Consider the following 15,073-nt stretch of genomic DNA (forward strand, 5'->3'; position numbering starts at 1 on the left):
CCTAGGGGGTGACGAAGGTGGCGGTCAGGGTGGCCTTGCCCAGCGCCATGGCATTGAGCATGTAGCCTACCATGGCGGGCGGAGTGTCTGCCTTCACCGCCAGCGTCGCCTCTGGCAGGGCCCAGGCGGTGAACTGGTAGCTATGCATGCCGTGGCCCGCAGGCGGGCAGGGGCCGCCGTAGCCCTGGCTGCCAAAGTCGCTCCTCAGTTCCAACCCCTGCTTGAGGGCGCCGGAGGCGCCGGTGGCAAGTGAACCCTGGCTGGCCGGCAGGTTCACCACCAGCCAGTGCCACCAGCCGCTGCCGGTGGGGGCATCGGGGTCATAGGCGGTGATGGCGAGGCTTTTGGTGCCGGTGGGCAGGTTCTGCCAGCTCAGCTGGGGGGAGTGGTTCTCCCCGCTGCAACCAAAGCCGTTGAAGCTGAACTGTTTGTCCATCAACTGGCCTTCGTGGATGTCAGTGCTGCTCAGGGTCATGGCGGTGGCAGGCAGGGCTGCCAGGCAGAGCAGGGGCAGCAGGGCGGTCGACTTGGGCAATCTCATGGTGTGGTTCCTCGTGTGATGATGGGTTCACTTTAGCGAGACGAGGCCACAAAAAAGTCACACCTTGGCTCAACCTTGGTCAAAAACAGGGCTTTGATGAGCCTGTCTGTCATCTCTCTGGGTCGGTGAAGAAGGGAGTATGAAAGGGCGCCGCCCGCCTCGGGGGCCCTGTTTTACCATGGCAGGGGGAGGCGCCGGTCTTTCGGCAAGGAGTCCCTGCCTTGGCTGGCGGATGGTCGACTCGCACTGGCTGCGCCATCCGCCATCCGCCATCCGCCATCCGTCATCGCCGCATGGGCGATCACAGCACCATGGGGCCGGTCACGGCATCGGCCGCCTCGGCGCCCCGCAGCACCCGCACCAGAGCGAGGGCAAACTCGATGGCGGTGCCGGGACCCTGACTGGTCACCAGTCGAGACCCACTGTCGATGACGACGCGCTCCTGGCTGAGCTGGGGGGCGGGGATGCGGGCCCAGAAACCGGGATGACAGGTGACCCTGGCCTCCCCCAGCAGACCATGGGGCAGCAGCACCACGGCGGGGGCGGCGCACAGGGCCGCGCGCCAGCGGCCCGCCTCGGCCTGGGCCCGCAGCAGGGCGATGGCTGTGGGGTTATCCCGAATGCACTCGCTGCCGGGCAGGCCGCCGGGCACGACGATCAACTCGAACGCCCCTGGGGGCAGCTCGTCGAGGTGGCAGTCTGCCATCAGCTGCACGCCGCGGGAGGCGCGGATGAGGCGCTGACCGGCCGGGCAGCAGGAGGCGAGTACCACCTCGATGCCGGCGCGCACCAGCACGTCCTGGGTGGCGACGGTTTCTATCTCTTCCGAGCCGGGGGCGACCAGCAGCAAGACGCTCATGGGGTGACTCCTGTGAGGGACATGGGGCGAGCAGTCAAAGCTTAGTCCTGGCCCTGGCTGCGATCCTTGATGGCCTGATAGAGTCCCTGATTGACCGGCACCATGATGCCGTGTCGGGCGGCGCTGGCCAGCAGGAAGCCGGTGATGGCTTCTATCTCCGTCTCCTTGCCCTGCTCCAGATCCTGGTGCATGGAGGAGTAGTTGTCGGCGGTGAGCCCGGCGACCGATTGCACCCGCCGCGCCAGCTCCTCCGCCGTGGTGGTGATCCCCTCGGCGTTCATGACATCGGCCACCTCGATACAGATCTGCTGCAGGGTGTCGGCAAAGCGCGGACCTGTCAGCTCGCCATTCTTGATGCGATAGAGGGCGGTGAGGGGGTTGATGGCGCAGTTGATGGCGAGCTTGTGCCACTGACGGCTGAGGATCTGCTCATCCCAGCTCGCCTGACCCAGGGCCTGGGCCAGTCGATCGGCCAGGGGAGCGAACTGGCGTCCCGCCTCGTTGACCGGGCCCAGCCAGGTCTCGCCCCGGCCGGTGTGACGAAACACGAAGTGGCCCTGCTGCAGGGCGCCATGGCTGGTGACGCCGGCGATGACGGGGTTGTCGGGGAACAGCTCGACCACGCGCTCGGCCACCCCCATGCCGTTGTGCAGCAGGACGATGGGCACCCGTTTGTCCAGCTTGCCTTTGAGCGGGAGCAGGGCCGGGATCACCTGATCCGCCTTGGTCATCACCAGCAGGCGGCGGATGGCCGGGCGATCGGCCACGAAGGCGCGTGGGAGGGCGATGAGGGCATGCTGGCCATCCAGGCCGGTGAAATCGACGGCCGGGTGCAGGGTGGCTCTGTGGCGCTCGCGCAGCAGCAGCTGGGTGGGTTGGCCGGATTGGGTCAGCAGGGTGGCGAACACGCCGCCGAGTGCGCCACAACCGAGCAGGGACCAGGAGGGGGGAGGGGGAAGTTGGGATCCGCTTGGCATGATATGACTCGATCATCAGGGTGGGCCGTCCAGCCTGGGAGGGCGCCCCAGGGGGTGGAGGTGGACACTCATGGGTCTCACCTGTCGGCAATGGCAAGGATTCTAACAGAGCGTCTTTATCGAAATCAGCAAATTTGCCGGTTTTCTGGTAGATTTGGCCGCCAATAATGCAACATGAGGAGCCCCGGCCATGCCGTCATTCGATATTGTCTCTGAAGTCAAAATGAACGAGGTGTTGAACGCGGTCGACAACGCCAATCGTGAACTGGCCACCCGATTCGATTTTCGTGGTGTGGAAGCCAGCTTCGAGTTGAACAAGGAAGAGGTGAAACTGGAGGCGGATGCCGATTTCCAGCTCAAGCAGATGGTCGAGATGCTGCGGGGCGCCCTGCTCAAGCGCAACATCGAGAACAGTTCCATGGAGGTGGGCGACAGCGTTCACTCCGGCAAGCGTTTCCACCTGACCGTGAAGTTCAAGCAGGGGATCGAGAAAGAGACCGCCAAGAAGCTGGTGAAGCTCATCAAGGATTCCAAGATCAAGGTGCAGGTCGCCATCCAGGGTGACGAGGTGCGGGTCACCGGCAAGAAGCGCGACGATCTGCAGGAGACCATGGCCCTGGTGCGCGGCGCCGAGCTGGGTCAGCCGATGCAGTTCCAGAATTTCCGCGACTGACGTCGGATAAAGAGGGGATGCCCCTCTTTATTTGGTCGAACCAACGCAAAAAAAACCGGAGCCTGGGCTCTAATGCCGATCAGTTAAGGATCCATTGACCGATCCTCCTGATGTGTAAAAATCCGAAACCTGTTGATTTGGTTTCGGATTTTTTATGCGTATCGAACAGGCTCTCGACTTCCTCCACGCCAGCAATATGGCCCAGTTTGAGTCACTCTCTGACCTCATTCCCCCCGCGCTCATCACCTCCCTGCTCGGCGAAGAGGGCGTCGCCACTCTGCGCCGTCGCCGCATGCCCATGGAGCGCCTGGTCTGGGCCATCATCGGCATGGCCATCTTCCGCAACGTCCCCATGACCCAGCTGGTCAATCAACTCGATATCCTGCTGCCCGGTGACCGCCCCTTCGTCGCCCCCAGCGCCTTCCTGCACGCTCGCCAAAAGCTTGGCCACAAGAGCATTGCGCGGCTGTTTCACGAGACTGCCACAGGTTGGCACCAGCAGGCCAACCACCCCGGCTGGGCCGGACTGCAACTGCTCGCCGTCGATGGCGTGATGTGGCGCACCCCCGATACCCCGGACAATGCCGCCGCCTTTGCCAAGCCCGGCACCCAGCATGGCGAGACCGCCTATCCCCAGGTGCGCATGCTCTGTCAGATGGAACTGACCAGCCATCTGCTGGTTCAGGCCGTGATGGAGAGTTGCGCCGTCAACGAGATGGTGCTGGCCGAGCAGCTCATCGAGCGCACACCGGACCACTCGCTGACCCTGTTCGACAAAGGCTTCTACTCCCTTGGCCTGCTCCACGCCTGGCACACCAGCGGCAGTGAGCGGCACTGGCTGCTGCCGCTCAAGAAGGGCACCCAATACGAGGTGGTGCGCAAGCTGGGGCGCCAGGATGCGCTGGTGCAGCTCAAGACCAGTCCGCAGGCGAGGAAGAAGTGGCCGCAGTTGCCAGAGGCAATAGAAGCCCGCTTGCTGACGCGCAGCATCAACGGCAAGGAACGCCAAGTGCTGACCTCGATGGTCGACCCGATGCGCTTCCCGGGGGCTGACATCGTGGAGCTGTATGGCCATCGCTGGGAAATCGAGCTGGGGTATCGGGAGATGAAACACAGCCTGCAGCAGCACCGACTGACCCTGCGCAGCAAGAAGGCGACGGGGATACGGCAAGAGCTGTGGGGTGTGCTGCTGGCCTATAACCTGCTGCGTAGCCAGATGGTGAAGATGGCGGCGAGCCTGAAGGGATACACGGCGAGTCAGCTGAGTTTTCACATGGCGTCGGTGTACCTCATCCATGAACTGAGCTGCATGCCGTATGTGTCACCGGGGAATATCCCGGGGCGGGTGGCGGGGCTGGAGAAGCAGGCGGGGCAGTTTGTGCTGCCGGCACGAAGAGAGCGAAGTTACCCCCGCTGCGTGAAGCCAAGGCCACAGAAGTACAGTGTGAAAAAAGCCAATAAAAACAATGCCAGTCAGGCTTAACTGACTGGCATTAGAGCCTGGGCTCCGGTTTTTTTGTCTCTGTGAGTGACTGGTTCGATTAGAACTTGTAGGTCACGGAGAAGTAGTGGCCAAAACCGGTGGTCTTCAGGCCGAAGGTACCGTTCTGGATGGCGTAGATGTCGTTGAAGTACTTCAGGCCGTAACCGACGGCGTAACGGTCGGAGTGCCAGTACAGGCCGTTGAACATGGCGGTACCGTCGGTGGAGCTGTCCTTGGCATCGAACAGGTGATCCAGGTAGCCCTGATAGGCGACAAAGCTGCCGTTGGAGAAGGTGTAGAAGGGCTTGAACCAGTTCATGGAGAACTGATAGCCGTTCCAGCCTTGCTCGCCAGAGCCTTCGTTGACGTGGCGCGCATACAGGTTCATGCCCATCTTGCCGAACCAGGGCACTTGTACGTCGGCACCCAGACCGGTCATGGCTTCGAACAGGCCGTCCGGACCACCTACGTTGACCAGGTTGGCGACATACAGCTCTTGTACCGGGCCGAAGGAGAGGTCTTTGCCGGTCATGGCATCGATGGACAGGCGCGGGGCGAACTTGATGAACAGGTTGTCGCTGTCATGCTTGTCGTCGTGCTTGCTCTGGAAGATATCGAACACGTCGACATAACCGTACAGGTCAAAAATACCGGAGCGACCACCGAATTCCATTTCGAAATAGGTGTCGTTGTAGCCACCTTCGGCTTCGCTGTAGGGCAGCTGGTCGATGGTGTGCATCACGTTGAACTGGAACCACTTGTAGTCGTTCTTGTGGATGTCGCCGCTATAGTCAGCAGCCATAGCCGGAGTGGCGGAAGCCGCCAGCAGACCAGCAGCGATCAGAGTCTTGGTAAATTTGGCCATTTTATTGGTCTCTTGTGCGTTAGTTGAGGTTTTCCGTAGCCTGCCCACAAGGAGCGGAGGGATTCTAGCCAAATAAATTCAGCGGATAAACGCTCAAGAGGGAACTTTCTCTGGAAGTGTGAATCTAATCACCCCTAATTTTGCGCAAACGCTTGCTATTTGTCCGGTTTCGGTGACAAGGCCATGTTTCGTCTGGCAACCATTGCGATCAGCAGCAGCACCGGGATGCCGAGCAGGCTGGTGGTGACGAAGAAGGTGCTGTAGCCGAACTGCTCGACAAAACGGCCGGAAAACCCGGCAAGCAGCTTGGGCAGCAGCAGCATCACAGAGCTGAACAGGGCGTACTGGGTCGCCGAGAAGGCGACATTGGTCAGGCTCGACAGATAGGTGATGAAGGCGGCCGTGGCGATGCCGGCGCTGAGGTTGTCCAGGGAGATGATCAGGGTCAGCAGCTCCAGGTTGTGGCCGAGCTGATTGAGCAGGGCGAACAGGAGATTGGTGCTGGCGGTGAGCAGGGCCCCCAGCATCAGGATGCGCAGGGTGCCAAAACGCATCACCAGTATTCCCCCCAGGCTGGCCCCCACCAGGGTCATGATGACCCCGTACACCTTGGTGATGGTGGCCACCTCCGTCTTGCTGAACTGCATGTCCACATAGAAGCTGTTGGACATGACCCCCATCACCACATCCGAGATGCGATAGCAGGCGATGAGCCCCAGGATCAGCAGGGCCGAGCGGCCATGGCGGGCAAAGAAGTCGGCGAAGGGGCACCAGATGGCCTCATAGGCCCAGGCGCCGAGTCCCGCCAGGGGGGTGGGCCAGCCATGTTGCAGCAGGAGGGCCTTGCGCTGCGCCTGCTGCCTGTCCTGGCTCGCCACATCGATGTCGGGCTCGTGACAGCAGAGGGTGGTGACCAGACCGATGCTCATCATCCCCGCCATCAGCAGATAGGTGAGCTGCCAGCCGCGATAGTCATAGACGCTGTTGCTGCCGAGCCAGGCCGCCAGCGCCAGGGCGCCCGCTCCCGCCATGATCATGGCGAGCCGATAACCCGTCATGTAGGAGGCGGCCATGGCCGCCTGCAAGCGTTCGGGGGCCGACTCGATGCGGTAGGCATCGATGACGATGTCCTGGGTGGCGGAGGCGAACGCCACCAGCAGGGCGAACAGGGCGAGCTGGGCCAGCTGGGTCTTGGGATCGCAGAAGGACATGCCGACCAGGGCCGCGGCGATCAGCAGCTGGGAGAAGAGCATCCAGCTGCGGCGCCGGCCGAGCAGGCGCGACAGCAGGGGCAGGGCCAGCCTGTCCACCAGGGGAGACCACAGCCACTTGACCCCATAGGCGAGTGCGACCCAGCTCATGTAGCCGATGTCGGTCAGGCTCACCTCGGCTTCCCGCAGCCAGAAGGAGAGGGTGCCGAACACCAGCAGCAGCGGCAGACCGGAGGAGAACCCCATGGCAAACAGAATAAGGACGCGGGGCTCGAGATAGACCCGCAAGGATTCTCTCCAGCTTGGTTTGCTGACAGCGTTCAAGTGCCTGACTCCTCGAAAAAAGTGAGCCATTTTGGCAGGTTCATGGTGCCGCGCCAAGGCGGGTGCTCAGATTGCGGGGATATTGTGGGGAGAAAGAGGACGCCGATCTGCCCGGGTCTTGCCGCCGCTGCGCCGGCAAATGGGGCTGGGGCTGTGGTGGGGGGGCTGGGGGCAGCCTCGTCATCGGCAGGGTCGCGGTCAGAGGGGGACGGCCGGGGGCGTCTCTCCCGTGTGCCAGAAATTGGCGAATGGCCTTAGATTGGCGGATCTGGTCGGGCGGCCGTGAGGGATAGGGCTGGGTCGATGCTGCTCTGGGGCCCAGGGGAGGGGCGAGCGATGCAAGGCGGGCCCGACCGGGCCCGCCTTTGGTTCAGTTGGCGAGCAGGCTCGCCTTCTTGAGGATGATGGTGCTGGTGGGCACGTCGTTGGCGCGCAGTATGGGGCTGTAGCCTGTCTGCACCTGGGCCAGCTTGTCCAGCACCTCCATGCCCTGTACCACCTGACCGAATACGGTGTAACCGGCGCCGGCATTGGCGTTGAGGTTGTTGTTGTCGGCCAGGTTGAAGTAGAACTGGCGGGTGGCGCTGTCTACCGCCTGGGTGCGGGCCATGGCGATGCTGCCGCGGACATTGGGCAGCCCCCCCTTGGACTCGTTCACCACGGGATCATAGGTGGGCAGCTGCTGGAACTGCTGGTTGTAGCCCCCACCCTGCACCACAAACCCCGGGATGACCCGGTGGAACAGGCTGCCGTCATAGCTGCCATCGGCCAGGTAGCGCAGAAAGTTCTTCACCGTCTGGGGCGCCGCCTTGGGGGCCAGCTCCACCACTATGTTGCCGTGGTTGGTCTCCAGCTTCACCTTGGGGGCGGCGAAGGCCAGCGGGCAGACCAGCAGGGCCAGTAACATCAGCTTTTTCATCGCATATTTCCTTGGACGTTGAGGGATCAGGCGCTCGGTTGACCCTTGAGGTAACCGCGCAGTTGCTCGTCGGCCATGATCTGCTGGATCAGGTTGCCGAGCTGCTGGTTCAGCACTCGCTCCAGATCGGCGATGCTGGGCTCACCCGGACCCTCCTTGCTGGCGCTGGCATTGAACACCTTGGTCAGGCGGCTGCCCTGAAAATCGGCCATCACCTGCAGGCTCACCTTGGACTTGGTGACATAGGTGAAGGTCTTCTCGTCGACCCTGACCAGGGCGTCGTTGACCTGCAGGGTGAGGTGGGTGGTGCCGCTGCTGCCCACTTCCAGCCCCTGGCCGCGCAGCCCTTCGCCCAGGCGTTCGACCAGCAGGGTGTTGAGGGGCTGTTCGCTGCGGATGTAGACGGGGGCCTTCTCTTTTTGCTGGATGGCGAACACATGGGCGGCGGCACGCTTGTCGATGCCCTCCATGGTGATGCGGTTGCCGGAGTAGTATTGCTGGTTTGCCGGGATCACCTGGGGATTGAGCAGTGCCGTCTCGGGCCAGTGGGTAGCGCAACCGCCAAGCAGCAGGGCGGCGAGCAGCAGAAAGGATGATTTCATGATGGAGTCCTCTAGCGTTTGATGGCTTTCAAAATAACGAATTTATTATTGGATGCAACGACTTGCGCATTGGCAAACAGTCGCTTGAGCTTGTGGTGATAGTCCAGATGGCGGTTGCCCACTATCCAGAGCTCGCCCCCTTTGGGCAAGACCCTGTGGGCATCCTGGAACATCTGCCAGGCAATATGGTCCGTGATCGCCTGCAACTGGTGAAACGGCGGATTGCAGAGGATGCGGTCCGCATAGCCGCTCGGCAGGCCGTCCAGGCAGTTGTTGACCAGGAAGTGGGCCCGCGTCAAGGCATCTGGCAGATTGTGCTGGACGTTGAGCCGGGCCGAGGCCACCGCCATGTAGGATTCGTCGATGAAGGTCACCTCCACCTCGCTGTCTCGCGCCAGCAGAGAGAGGCCGAGCACCCCATTGCCACAGCCCAGATCGATCACCTTGCGGGCGCTGTGAATGGGCAGGTTGGCCAGCATGAAGCGGGCGCCTATGTCCAGGCTGGTGCGCGAGAAGACGTTGGCGTGGTTGTGGATCTGCATCCCGCTCCCCTCCAGGGGCCAGACGGTCGGAAAGGGATCGACCAGGGGAGGGCGCTCGGCGGGGGCGCTGGCGACGGTGCAGTGAATGAGGCGCGCCTTCTTCCAGGCGAGCGACGTGCGGGTCTCCCCCAGATAGTGTTCGAACAGCCTGAGGGTGGAGCTGTGGATCTCCTTGGCCTTGCCGGCGGCAATGATGCGGGTCGCCGGGGTGACCACGGCGCGCAGGGCCAGCAGCTGCTGTTCGAGCAGGGCCTGATACTTGGAGACCTTGATGATCACCAGGGACGGTGCCTCGGGCAGCGGCGCCAGGGCGTCCTGGATGCGAATGTTGGCCGGATCCAGGCCGTTGCCCGCCAGGTTGGCCAGGGTGCCCTGCTCGCTGACGAAGGAGTCGGTGACGCACAGGGGCTGATGGCCGTGCAGGAAGGCGGCCAGGGCGCCGAAGCTGTCATTCATGATGATGACGGGGCCGCTGCCGGTCGGAGGCTGCTCGGCCAGGTGCTGGATCAGGTACTCATCGGCGGCATCCCAGGCCTGCAGGGGATCCTGCGCCTGGCGCGGGTAGCGCAGCAGGGTCAGGCGGCAATGGTCTGTCTCGAGGTGGGTCTGCATCGAACTCTTTGTCTCACGGCTGGATCGGATGGCGCTATTCTAGCGGCGGCGCCCCGATTCACCAATCGCCCCGCCGTGCAAGTTCTCCCTGCCCATCAAAGCCGATAGAATGAGGGCCCATATCCTTTCCCTCTGTCGGAGTTCCCCATGAAGATGCAAGAGACCATCCAGGCCCGCCTCAGCGAGGCCCTGTCACCCAGCCACCTGGAGGTGCTCAACGAGAGCCACATGCACCGCACCGAGCCGGGGGCCGAGAGCCACTTCAAGGTGATCGTCGTGAGCGAGGCCTTCGTCGGCCAGCGCCTCATCGCCCGTCATCGCCAGATCAACCAGTTGCTGGCGGAGCTGTTGGCTGGCCCGGTTCATGCACTGGCACTGCATACTTATACGGCCGAGGAGTGGCAGCAAAAGGGGATGGCGCCGCGCACTCCAGGCTGCGTCAGCAAGCTGGGTCCTCAATAAACCCAGGGCGCGGCCCGGGTCGCTGTGATGTTCCTGTAACATCGCGGTCACCCCTTGCCATTTTATCGAGCGTTTTTTGGACGCTACGCCATCAATTTTTCTAATCTTGCCGGCGCGATTTCGGTGAATACCTCTTAGGTGGTACTTCATCCCGACGGCGGCGGCATACGGGATTTTCATGCCGACGGGCCGGGCACCAGCCCAAGCTAATTTTGTGATAGGGGGTTAATTTTCCCCATTTGGCGTGGCAGTCATCAAGCCGGAAGTGGTAAACTCAAGCGCTTTTGAAACACCCTGTATGTTGCTGATTTGTTGTTTGTTTGTATTCAGCTAGCCATGTGCCGCGTGTGTTCAACAACTCGTCGTGATGTATTTCTCGGCGCTAACCATTCTCTCTCCCCGTAACGGTAGTGCAAGTGAGTATGATTACAATTAAAAGAGGACTGGACATCCCCGTGCTGGGTGCGCCAGAGCAAGTAATCTACGATGGCCCGGCCATCACCCGTGTTGCTACACTGGGCGAAGAGTTCGTGGGGATGCGACCTACTATGTTTGTCAAAGTAGGGGATCGCGTCATTAAAGGTCAGGCGCTCTTCGAGGACAAGAAGAACCCTGGCGTTAAATTCACGGCTCCCGCCACCGGCGTAGTTTCAGAGATCAACCGTGGTGCCAAACGCATTCTGCAATCCGTGGTCATCGACATCGATGGGTCTGACGAGCAGGTGACCTTTGAGCACTTTGCCTCCGCCGAGCTGGTCAAGCTCGCGCGCAGCAAGGTGCAAGAGATCCTGGTCGAATCAGGTCAATGGACTGCGCTGCGTACCCGCCCCTTCAGCAAGGTGCCCGCCGTCGGTTCCGAGCCCCGCGCGATCTTCGTGACCGCCATGGACTCCAACCCGCTGGCCGCCAGTGCCGAGCTCATCATCAAGGAGCAATCCCAGGCCTTCATCGACGGTCTGACCCTGCTCAGCCGCCTGACGGATGGCAAGGTGTATGTGTGCAAGGGCGAAGGCAGTCTGCCGCAGGCTTCCGTCGCGCAAGTCCAGGAAGAGGTCTTCGTTGGTCCTCACCCCGCGGGTCTGCCGGGTACCCATATTCACTTCATCGATCCGGTTGGCAGCCACAAGATCCAGTGGCACATCAACTATCAGGATGTGATCGCATTCGGCAAGCTGTTCACCACTGGCCAGATCTTCACCGACAAGGTGATCGCCCTGGCCGGTCCGAACGTGGTCAAGCCGCGTCTGCTGCGTACCCGTCAGGGTGCCTGCATCAGCCAGCTGACCAACAACGAGCTGCGTGCCGACGAGAACCGTATCATCTCCGGTTCCCTGCTCAGCGGTGCCAAGACCGATGAGGCGCACGACTATCTGGGTCGTTACCACAATCAGGTCTGCGTACTGGGTGAAGGGCGCGAGAAGGAGTTCCTGGGCTGGATCAACCCCAGCGCCAGCAAGTTCTCCATCACCCGCACCACCCTGTCTCACCTGGTGAAGGGCAAGCTGATCAATTTCACCACCACCACCAACGGCAGTGATCGTTCCATGGTGCCTATCGGCAACTATGAGCGCGTGATGCCGCTGGACATCCTGCCGACCCTGCTGCTGCGGGATCTGGTCTCCGGTGACACCGACAGCGCACAAGCGCTCGGTTGCCTGGAGTTGGATGAGGAAGATCTGGCGCTCTGTACCTTTGTCTGCCCCGGCAAGACAGAGTACGGCCCCATCTTGCGTGAGTGCCTGACCAAGATCGAACTGGAAGGTTAAGCGATGAGTTTCAAGCAATTTCTTGAAAAGATGGAACACCACTTCGAGCCGGGTGGCAAGTACGAGAAGTACTACGCCCTGTACGAGGCGGCCTTCACCATCTTCTATACCCCGGGTTTGGTAACCCGTAACGCCGCCCACGTCCGTGATGCGCTCGATCTGAAGCGCATGATGATCATGGTGTGGCTGGCTGTGTTCCCGGCCATGTTCTGGGGCATGTTCAACGTCGGCAACCAGGCCATCGCCGCCATCGCGCACCTCGGCTCCGCCGCCGGTGCCGCCTCCTGGCAATATGGCCTGGCCACCCTGCTGGGGGCCTCGCTGGATCCGGCGGTCGCCGGCGTCGGCAGCAAGATGCTGATCGGTGCGGCACACTTCTTCCCCATCTATATCACCGTCTTCATCGTCGGTGGTTTCTGGGAAGTGCTGTTCGCCATGATCCGCAAGCACGAGATCAACGAAGGCTTCTTCGTGACCTCCATCCTGTTCGCCCTGATCGTGCCGCCCGAGCTGCCCCTGTGGCAAGCCGCCCTGGGTATCACCTTCGGTGTGGTCATGGCCAAGGAAGTGTTCGGTGGTACCGGCAAGAACTTCCTGAACCCGGCCCTGGCGGGTCGTGCCTTCCTGTTCTTCGCCTACCCGAGCCAGATCTCCGGCGACGCCGTCTGGGTGGCCGTTGACGGCTTCTCCGGCGCAACCGCCCTGAGCCAATGGTCTCAAGGTGGCCAGATGGCACTGGTCAACGGTGCCACCGGTCAGGCCATCAGCTGGATGGATGCCTTCCTCGGCAACCTGCCTGGCTCCATCGGTGAAGTCTCCACCCTGATGATCCTCATCGGCGCGGCCATGATCGTCTACATGCGGATCGCCTCCTGGCGCATCATCGCCGGCGTCATGATCGGCATGGTGGTGACCTCCCTGCTGTTCAACGTCATCGGTTCCGACACCAACCCCATGTTCAGCATGCCCTGGCACTGGCACCTGGTGCTGGGTGGTTTTGCCTTCGGCATGGCCTTCATGGCGACCGATCCCGTCTCCGCTTCCTTTACCAACAAGGGCAAGTGGTGGTACGGCGCCCTGATCGGTTTCATGGTGGTGCTGATCCGTGTTGTGAACCCCGCCTTCCCGGAAGGCATGATGTTGGCCATTCTGTTTGCGAACCTGTTTGCCCCCTTGTTTGACCATTTCGTGGCGCAGGCGAACATCAAGCGGAGGATCAGTCGTGGCGTTTAATAAAGATTCAACCGTCGGTACCGTCAGCATAGTGGCGGGCCTGTGCCTGGTCTGCTCCATCGTGGTCTCCGTGGCCGCCGTGGGTCTGCGTCCGGCCCAGCAGCTGAACAAGGCGCTGGACAAGCAGAGCAACATCCTCTCCGTTGCCGGCATCGATACCGCCAGCATCGCCAAGAGCGAACTCGGCAAGCTGTATGGTGACAAGATTGAAGCGCGCCTGGTCGACCTGACCACGGGCGAATTCGTTGACGGCGACGCCGACGGCTTCGATTTCAAGCTGGCAGCCAAGAACCCGGCCGAAAGCACTCGTCTGGCGCCTGCCGACGACAAGGCCGGTATCCGTCAGATCTCCAAGCTGATGCCGGTGTTCTTCGCCAAAGACAGCGAAGGCAAGGTCGACAACATCATCCTGCCGGTGTACGGCCAGGGTCTGTGGTCCACCATGTATGCCTTCGTCGCCGTCGCGGCCGATGGCCAGACCATCAAGGGCATCACCTACTATGACCAGGGTGAAACCCCGGGTCTGGGCGGTGAGGTCGAGAACCCGGCCTGGCGCGAGCTGTTCGTCGGCAAGAAGCTGTTCGATCAGGCCGGTCAACCTGCGCTGCGGGTGATCAAGGGCCATGCCCCTGAAGGTTCCGAGCACGAGATCGACGGTCTCTCCGGTGCCACCCTGACCAGCAACGGTGTCCAGCACTCGTTCGATTTCTGGATGGGCCCCCAGGGCTTCGGTCCTTTCCTTGCCAAGATCCGCGCAGGAGAACTCAACAATGGCTGACAATAGCGCAATGAAAAAACTGCTGTTGACGCCGGTGCTCGGTAACAACCCCATCGCCTTGCAGGTGCTGGGTGTCTGTTCCGCCCTGGCCGTTACCAGCCAGATGAAGACGGCGTTCGTCATGACCCTGGCGGTCATGTCGGTCACCGCCTTCTCCAACCTGTTCATCTCTCTGATCCGTCACCAGATCCCCAACAGCGTGCGCATCATCGCCCAGATGGCGATCATCGCATCCCTGGTTATCGTGGTTGACCAAGTGCTCAAGGCGTATGCCTATGACATCTCCAAGCAGCTGTCGGTGTTCGTCGGCCTCATCATCACCAACTGTATCGTGATGGGTCGTGCCGAAGCCTTCGCCATGAAGAGTGCCCCGCTGCCCTCCTTCCTGGACGGTATCGGCAACGGCCTGGGCTATGGCGCCGTGCTGCTGACCGTGGCCACCGTGCGCGAGATCCTGGGCTCGGGCACCTGGTTCGGCATCGAGCTGCTGCCGCTGGTAAACAATGGTGGCTGGTATGTGCCCAACGGCCTGCTGCTGCTGCCGCCGAGTGCATTCTTCATCATTGGTCTGATCATCTGGGGCGTGCGCACCAAGGATCCCAAGCAGGTGGAGGCGAAGGATTAAGGTATGGAACATTATCTGAGTCTGTTGATTCGTTCGATTTTCATCGAAAACCTGGCCCTCTCTTTCTTCCTGGGCATGTGTACCTTCCTGGCGGTATCCAAGAAGGTCAAGACTGCCATGGGTCTGGGCATTGCCGTGGTTGTGGTGCAAACCATCGCCGTACCGGCCAACAACCTGATCTACAACTTCGTGTTGAAAGACGGTGCCCTGGTCTCCGGTCTGGACTTGAGCTTCCTGAGCTTCATCACCTTCATCGGTGTGATCGCGGCCCTGGTACAGATCCTGGAGATGGCCCTGGACAAGTACTTCCCGGCCCTCTACAACGCGCTCGGCATCTTCTTGCCGCTCATCACGGTGAACTGCGCCATCTTCGGTGGCGTCTCCTTCATGGTGCAGCGTGACTACAACTTCGTGGAGTCTGTGGTCTATGGCGTGGGCTCGGGTGCCGGTTGGATGCTGGCCATCGTGGCGATGGCGGGGATCCGCGAGAAGATGAAGTACTCCGATGTGCCGGACGGCCTGCGCGGTCTGGGCATCACCTTCATCACCGCGGGTCTGATGGCGCTGGGCTTTATGTCCTTCTCTGGTATTTCCCTGTAAT

General features: G+C 61.5%; 16 protein-coding genes. 8 read left to right on the top strand and 8 right to left on the bottom strand.

All coding sequences use genetic code 11. The annotated features are described in order from the left end of the window. Window position 1: 1 nt before the first annotated feature. The 3 genes from ACLHZ1_RS14265 to ACLHZ1_RS14275 form a co-directional block, all read right to left on the bottom strand. A complete protein-coding gene (locus tag ACLHZ1_RS14265; protein ID WP_427262623.1) occupies window positions 2-541 on the bottom strand; it encodes a YbhB/YbcL family Raf kinase inhibitor-like protein in 540 nt (179 codons plus the stop codon). Between the two features lie 301 nt (window positions 542-842). Then, window positions 843-1,400: a DJ-1 family glyoxalase III gene (locus ACLHZ1_RS14270; protein ID WP_427262624.1), complete on the bottom strand. Its 558-nt coding sequence runs from the start codon at window positions 1,398-1,400 to the stop codon at window positions 843-845. 41 nt (window positions 1,401-1,441) lie between these two features. Further along, window positions 1,442-2,377, bottom strand: a complete 936-nt coding sequence (locus ACLHZ1_RS14275) for a ketopantoate reductase family protein (protein WP_427262625.1) — start codon at window positions 2,375-2,377, stop codon at window positions 1,442-1,444. A gap of 190 nt (window positions 2,378-2,567) precedes the next feature. Here ACLHZ1_RS14275 and ACLHZ1_RS14280 point away from each other — a divergent pair, with 190 nt between their 5' ends. Further along, the gene (locus ACLHZ1_RS14280; protein WP_041993229.1) at window positions 2,568-3,050 is read left to right on the top strand and encodes a YajQ family cyclic di-GMP-binding protein; all 483 of its coding nucleotides are present in this window, start codon (window positions 2,568-2,570) and stop codon (window positions 3,048-3,050) included. A 154-nt stretch (window positions 3,051-3,204) separates the two neighbouring features. Continuing rightward, window positions 3,205-4,533 carry an IS4 family transposase gene (locus ACLHZ1_RS14285; RefSeq protein WP_427262626.1) on the top strand — a complete coding sequence of 443 codons (1,329 nt, stop codon included), beginning with the start codon at window positions 3,205-3,207 and terminating at the stop codon, window positions 4,531-4,533. Between the two features lie 58 nt (window positions 4,534-4,591). Here the strand turns inward: ACLHZ1_RS14285 and ACLHZ1_RS14290 are convergent, their stop codons facing one another. The 5 genes from ACLHZ1_RS14290 to ACLHZ1_RS14310 form a co-directional block, all read right to left on the bottom strand. Next, window positions 4,592-5,398, bottom strand: coding sequence for an outer membrane protein OmpK (locus tag ACLHZ1_RS14290; protein ID WP_427262627.1), 807 nt, complete (start codon window positions 5,396-5,398; stop codon window positions 4,592-4,594). Between the two features lie 155 nt (window positions 5,399-5,553). Continuing rightward, window positions 5,554-6,933 carry an AmpG family muropeptide MFS transporter gene (locus ACLHZ1_RS14295; protein ID WP_427262628.1) on the bottom strand — a complete coding sequence of 460 codons (1,380 nt, stop codon included), beginning with the start codon at window positions 6,931-6,933 and terminating at the stop codon, window positions 5,554-5,556. Window positions 6,934-7,303: 370 nt separating this feature from the next. After that, entirely contained in the window at window positions 7,304-7,852 is a 549-nt protein-coding gene (locus ACLHZ1_RS14300; RefSeq protein ID WP_041993238.1) for a peptidylprolyl isomerase, read from the bottom strand. A gap of 26 nt (window positions 7,853-7,878) precedes the next feature. Further along, window positions 7,879-8,454, bottom strand: coding sequence for a YajG family lipoprotein (locus ACLHZ1_RS14305; RefSeq protein WP_408792576.1), 576 nt, complete (start codon window positions 8,452-8,454; stop codon window positions 7,879-7,881). 11 nt (window positions 8,455-8,465) lie between these two features. Next, the gene (locus tag ACLHZ1_RS14310) at window positions 8,466-9,608 is read right to left on the bottom strand and encodes a methyltransferase (protein WP_427262629.1); all 1,143 of its coding nucleotides are present in this window, start codon (window positions 9,606-9,608) and stop codon (window positions 8,466-8,468) included. 147 nt (window positions 9,609-9,755) lie between these two features. Between ACLHZ1_RS14310 and ACLHZ1_RS14315 the strand changes: the two genes are divergently transcribed. From ACLHZ1_RS14315 to nqrE, 6 genes are all read left to right on the top strand, one after another. Beyond that, window positions 9,756-10,070 (top strand): BolA family protein, encoded by a 315-nt coding sequence (locus ACLHZ1_RS14315; RefSeq protein ID WP_408792573.1) that lies wholly within the window; start codon window positions 9,756-9,758, stop codon window positions 10,068-10,070. A 422-nt stretch (window positions 10,071-10,492) separates the two neighbouring features. After that, window positions 10,493-11,836 carry a Na(+)-translocating NADH-quinone reductase subunit A gene (locus ACLHZ1_RS14320; protein ID WP_427262630.1) on the top strand — a complete coding sequence of 448 codons (1,344 nt, stop codon included), beginning with the start codon at window positions 10,493-10,495 and terminating at the stop codon, window positions 11,834-11,836. A gap of 3 nt (window positions 11,837-11,839) precedes the next feature. Next, window positions 11,840-13,069 carry an NADH:ubiquinone reductase (Na(+)-transporting) subunit B gene (locus tag ACLHZ1_RS14325; protein WP_427262631.1) on the top strand — a complete coding sequence of 410 codons (1,230 nt, stop codon included), beginning with the start codon at window positions 11,840-11,842 and terminating at the stop codon, window positions 13,067-13,069. Next, complete coding sequence (locus ACLHZ1_RS14330; RefSeq protein WP_427262632.1) at window positions 13,059-13,847, top strand: Na(+)-translocating NADH-quinone reductase subunit C; 789 nt, start codon at window positions 13,059-13,061, stop codon at window positions 13,845-13,847. Before ACLHZ1_RS14325 ends, ACLHZ1_RS14330 begins: the two co-directional genes overlap by 11 nt. After that, a complete protein-coding gene (locus ACLHZ1_RS14335; RefSeq protein WP_408747480.1) occupies window positions 13,840-14,472 on the top strand; it encodes an NADH:ubiquinone reductase (Na(+)-transporting) subunit D in 633 nt (210 codons plus the stop codon). Before ACLHZ1_RS14330 ends, ACLHZ1_RS14335 begins: the two co-directional genes overlap by 8 nt. A gap of 3 nt (window positions 14,473-14,475) precedes the next feature. Then, window positions 14,476-15,072: an NADH:ubiquinone reductase (Na(+)-transporting) subunit E gene (gene nqrE / locus ACLHZ1_RS14340; protein WP_427262633.1), complete on the top strand. Its 597-nt coding sequence runs from the start codon at window positions 14,476-14,478 to the stop codon at window positions 15,070-15,072. Window position 15,073 lies beyond the last annotated feature (1 nt).

Source organism: Aeromonas sobria (assembly GCF_050266975.1).
GTDB classification, from domain to species: domain Bacteria; phylum Pseudomonadota; class Gammaproteobacteria; order Enterobacterales; family Aeromonadaceae; genus Aeromonas; species Aeromonas sobria_B.

Coding starts and splice junctions, on each gene's coding strand:
- ACLHZ1_RS14265 (WP_427262623.1), bottom strand. CDS start 541: ATGAGATTGCCCAAGTCGACCGCCCTGCTGCCCCTGCTCTGCCTGGCA.
- ACLHZ1_RS14270 (WP_427262624.1), bottom strand. CDS start 1,400: ATGAGCGTCTTGCTGCTGGTCGCCCCCGGCTCGGAAGAGATAGAAACC.
- ACLHZ1_RS14275 (WP_427262625.1), bottom strand. CDS start 2,377: ATGCCAAGCGGATCCCAACTTCCCCCTCCCCCCTCCTGGTCCCTGCTC.
- ACLHZ1_RS14280 (WP_041993229.1), top strand. CDS start 2,568: ATGCCGTCATTCGATATTGTCTCTGAAGTCAAAATGAACGAGGTGTTG.
- ACLHZ1_RS14285 (WP_427262626.1), top strand. CDS start 3,205: ATGCGTATCGAACAGGCTCTCGACTTCCTCCACGCCAGCAATATGGCC.
- ACLHZ1_RS14290 (WP_427262627.1), bottom strand. CDS start 5,398: ATGGCCAAATTTACCAAGACTCTGATCGCTGCTGGTCTGCTGGCGGCT.
- ACLHZ1_RS14300 (WP_041993238.1), bottom strand. CDS start 7,852: ATGAAAAAGCTGATGTTACTGGCCCTGCTGGTCTGCCCGCTGGCCTTC.
- ACLHZ1_RS14305 (WP_408792576.1), bottom strand. CDS start 8,454: ATGAAATCATCCTTTCTGCTGCTCGCCGCCCTGCTGCTTGGCGGTTGC.
- ACLHZ1_RS14310 (WP_427262629.1), bottom strand. CDS start 9,608: ATGCAGACCCACCTCGAGACAGACCATTGCCGCCTGACCCTGCTGCGC.
- ACLHZ1_RS14315 (WP_408792573.1), top strand. CDS start 9,756: ATGAAGATGCAAGAGACCATCCAGGCCCGCCTCAGCGAGGCCCTGTCA.
- ACLHZ1_RS14320 (WP_427262630.1), top strand. CDS start 10,493: ATGATTACAATTAAAAGAGGACTGGACATCCCCGTGCTGGGTGCGCCA.
- ACLHZ1_RS14325 (WP_427262631.1), top strand. CDS start 11,840: ATGAGTTTCAAGCAATTTCTTGAAAAGATGGAACACCACTTCGAGCCG.
- ACLHZ1_RS14335 (WP_408747480.1), top strand. CDS start 13,840: ATGGCTGACAATAGCGCAATGAAAAAACTGCTGTTGACGCCGGTGCTC.
- nqrE (WP_427262633.1), top strand. CDS start 14,476: ATGGAACATTATCTGAGTCTGTTGATTCGTTCGATTTTCATCGAAAAC.